Below are 3,569 nucleotides of genomic sequence, written 5' to 3'. Positions count from 1 at the left end.
ACCACCGCCGGCGACGGCAACAACGCCTCGGACGGCTCACCCCGATCGAGTTTGAGACAATCAACCAGCCCGTACACGCGGCCTGAACCACTCAAACCCGCGAGTCAACCGAACCCGGGGCAGTCCCGGATGTCGGCCGGTTGAGGTCGAGACGCATTGACGGGGATCGGCGACGGCTGGGTTGAACACGTGTCGAGGCACCTTGAACAGATCATGAGTGTTCATGATCTGTTCAAAGGCCCTGGTGGCGTGGTGGCACAGCGCCGATCGGCATTCCCGCCGGGCGGCAACGGTCACCACGAGGGAGTACCACCATGGACCGTCGTATCCCCGCTACCGAGTCAGCCGTCTGCCGGCGCGGCGAGACGCTGCTCAACGACATCGAGTACCGGTTCCGGCTGATGGGGCAGGGGCCGAGCCCGCTGTCGGTGGACGGCCGCAGCCTCGGTCACGGCCTGCCCTGCCGGGCCATTGCCCTGCCGGAGCTGTCGGCGATCCTGATGCACCCGTCCTGCGGCTACGCCGCCCGGGACGCGGCGTGGCGGCTGTTGGCGCAGCGTGCCCGTACGGGAGACCCGGCGTGGCGTGCCGGTGCCGTCGGGGTCGCGCTACCGGGTCTGCGGTTCAAGGCGTATCTGCTGGCCAAGCTGTTCACCGGCGACGTGCAGGCCGCCATCGTCGAGCACTTCCTTCGGGCGCTCGGCACGGTCGATGTGGCCAAGCCGGGCGTGGTCGGCAACCTGCTGTCCGCCGCGTTCTCCAAGGCCCGCGCCGAACTGCGCGACCTGGAGCCAGCCTCGTCCGGGGCGCCGAACCACGCCCCGGGCGCGGGGGTGCCGCCGGCCCCGTACGGCCATCCGGACCTCGTCCTCGCCAGCGCGGTCACCGCCGAGGTCATCACCGCACAGGAGGCCGAGCTGATCGGCGCGACGTACCTGGAAGAGGTCAGCCTCACCGCCTACGCCGAACGCACTGGCCAGCCCCGCTGGAACCTGTACAAGCGGCGCACCGCCGCCGTCGCCCGGCTGAAGGCCGCGATCGAGTCCGGTGAGCTGTCCGACCCGTACGCCGACGTGATCAACGAGGCCACCGCGACGGTGGTCCTCGACGCGCCCACCAGCCGAAGGCGCCCGTAAGCACCTGTCTGAGCTGCGGCTTTCCAATCCGAGGCTCGGATTTGTAATCCCCTAGTGCGGGACTCTTCCGCGCAGGTGACCTCGTTCCGACCGGACCCGCTGACGGCGCTGACACCCCGCACGGTCCCCGGCCCACCCGCCGCTTCTGGTGAGGAGGACGGCCGCGCCGGTCGGCACGACAGGTCACCCACGAGCGCACCGCCCGGTCCCGCCTTCGCCACCCACTCGCGCACCCACGCCCCGCTGCGGGCTGCGTCGGCGTGCGCACCGGAGGTGCCCAACCCATGAATCACCACCCGTTCCCACGCCCCGGGGCGGCGGACCGCCGCCCCGGGGCGGGCAGGCGCGGACGGCCTTGCGTCCGCCGCCCGCGTCGGTACCGGTCTCGGACTGTCCGCGCCGCGCTGATGCTCCTCAACGCCGCCGCGGTGACGGCAGCGCTCGTTGCCGTGCCGACCGTGGCGTGGGCGGCCGAGCCCGCTGCGGTGGTGCTGGCCGCCGAGTCGATCCAGCAGGTCGCCAACAACATCCGTACCTGGCTGATCGGCATCCTCGTCGCCGTTGCCACGCTCTTCTTGACCGTCGGCGGGCTGCGCTACCTGGCCGCCAATGGCGACCCCGGCGAGGTGGAGAAGGCCAAGCTCGCGCTGCGGTCCGCCGCGATCGGCTACGCCCTCGCGCTGCTCGCGCCGTTGTTCGTGACCATCGTCGGCGCGTGGGTGGCCTGATGACTACCCTCGCGATCCGATCCCGCCGCCCGGTCCGAGCGGTGTCGTTGCTGCTGCTCGGCGTGGTGATCCTCGCCGGCCTTGCCCTGAGCTGGGCCGGGCCGGCGCACGCCGAGCCGAGCCCGGCACCCGGCCCGCCCGCTACCGCACCCGGCACGCCGCCAACGCCCGGCGTGCCTGACCCTGGCGTCCGCCCGCCGGGAGTGGACCCGTCTCCCCCCGCGCCGGCCACGCCGGCACCCACGCCCGGCCCGTCCCCGACTCCCGGCCAGCCTTCCGTTGACGATGATCCGGCCTGGTACGACATCGGGGGCCAGATCCGCAAGGCCGTGGTCGAACTGGTCGTCTGGACCGCCGAGCAGGCTCTCCAGCCGGTGATGGAAGCCCTCGGCGCATCGTGGCTGTCCACCCCCGACCTCACCAACAACGAGCACGTCAAGGCGATCTGGACGACCAGCCTGATCACGGCCAATGGCGTCTTTGTGCTGTTCATCGTCGCCAACGGTTTCCTCATCACGACCAGGGAGACCCTGCAGAGCCAGCACGGGCTCAAGCAGGTGCTGCCCCGCATCGCGCTGGGCGCGGTGCTGGCTAACGGCAGCCTGCTCATCGGTCAGCAGGCCATCATGCTTACCAACGCGCTCACCGTGGCCATCGCCGGGAACACGGTTGACGGCCCGGCCGCAGCCGCCGCCATCGGGCAGATCGCGGACAACGCCCTGCAGGGCAAGGGCTTCCTGATGGTGCTCCTGGCCGTCGCCGTGGTCGTGATGTGCCTGCTTGTGGAGTTCACCTTCATCCTGCGGCTGGCCGCGCTTGTCATCCTCGTCGGCTTGGCCCCAGCGGCATTGATCTGCCATGCCAGCCCGCTCACCGAAGGTATCGCCCACACCTGGTGGCGTGCCTTCGCCGCCTGCCTCGGCTTGCAGATCGGTCAGGCGATCATCGTCATGGCCACGGTGAAGGTCTTCCTGACCCCCGCCGGGCCGACCGTGCTGGGCGTGCCCTCGACCGCAGACGGGCTCCTCGGCGTCCTGGTCTGCCTGACGATGCTCTGGCTGCTGATCAAACTGCCGGGCTGGATGCGGCAGTTCGTCCTCGGCCCGCTCGGACAGCGCAACGGCAGAGGACTTCTCGGCCAGCTCATGCACGCCTACCTGACCATCAAGACGCTCGGCGCGGCGGCCGGCATCCTGGGCGGCGCGAACGCGGCCCGGACCGCCGGGCGGACGGCACCTCGTCCGCCCGGTCCCCGTCCATTGCCGGGCGGCAGACGGGGTGCTCGGGATGGCGGTGGGTTGCCCACTCGGGGTGGCGCGCCGCGCCGCCGTAGGCCGTGTCCCGGGGGTCGAGGCTCGTCGTGGCCCGCCGGCTCCCGGTCCGACCGGAGCTGTGGAGAACACCGGCGTGACCGGGGCAGGTGGCCGGCGCGGCGCGCTCTGTGGCGCTGGTGCGGCGGAGAACGCCACCGCCGGTGCCGCGCCGCTGGGTGTCGCTCTCGGTGTCGTGGCCGTGGCATCGCTGAAGGCGACTCGGGCGGGCGGTGCGGCTGGGGCCGGTGGACTCGGCTGAGGCGTGGACGGGTGAGAGAACTGCGCGGCCGGGACACCACCGGACGGCGCTGGCGGTGGCGTGGACGGGGCCGCCGGGTGGCTGAAGGTGGGGGCGGCGTTCGTCCCGGTCGGCGCGGACAGCGGCGTATGGG

At 71.8% G+C, this 3,569-nt stretch carries 3 protein-coding genes; all 3 read left to right on the top strand.

What is annotated here, in order from left to right:
- Positions 1–314 precede the first annotated feature (314 nt).
- Positions 315–1,136, top strand: coding sequence for a hypothetical protein (locus FHG89_RS06465; RefSeq protein WP_139583442.1), 822 nt, complete (start codon positions 315–317; stop codon positions 1,134–1,136).
- A 284-nt stretch (positions 1,137–1,420) separates the two neighbouring features.
- Positions 1,421–1,864 carry a pilin gene (locus FHG89_RS06460; protein WP_139583441.1) on the top strand — a complete coding sequence of 148 codons (444 nt, stop codon included), beginning with the start codon at positions 1,421–1,423 and terminating at the stop codon, positions 1,862–1,864.
- Positions 1,864–3,569, top strand: a 1,706-nt coding sequence (locus FHG89_RS33590) for a hypothetical protein (protein WP_244295206.1), incomplete at its 3' end; no start/stop codon positions are given. The genes FHG89_RS06460 and FHG89_RS33590, both read left to right, overlap by 1 nt.

This window comes from Micromonospora orduensis (assembly GCF_006228125.1).
In the GTDB taxonomy this organism is placed as follows: domain Bacteria; phylum Actinomycetota; class Actinomycetes; order Mycobacteriales; family Micromonosporaceae; genus Micromonospora; species Micromonospora orduensis.
This window is presented reverse-complemented; position numbering and strand designations above follow the sequence as displayed.

What these genes read in the sequence shown, in the direction of transcription:
- FHG89_RS06465 (WP_139583442.1), top strand. Translation starts at nt 315, where the DNA reads ATGGACCGTCGTATCCCCGCTACCGAGTCAGCCGTCTGCCGGCGCGGC.
- FHG89_RS06460 (WP_139583441.1), top strand. Translation starts at nt 1,421, where the DNA reads ATGAATCACCACCCGTTCCCACGCCCCGGGGCGGCGGACCGCCGCCCC.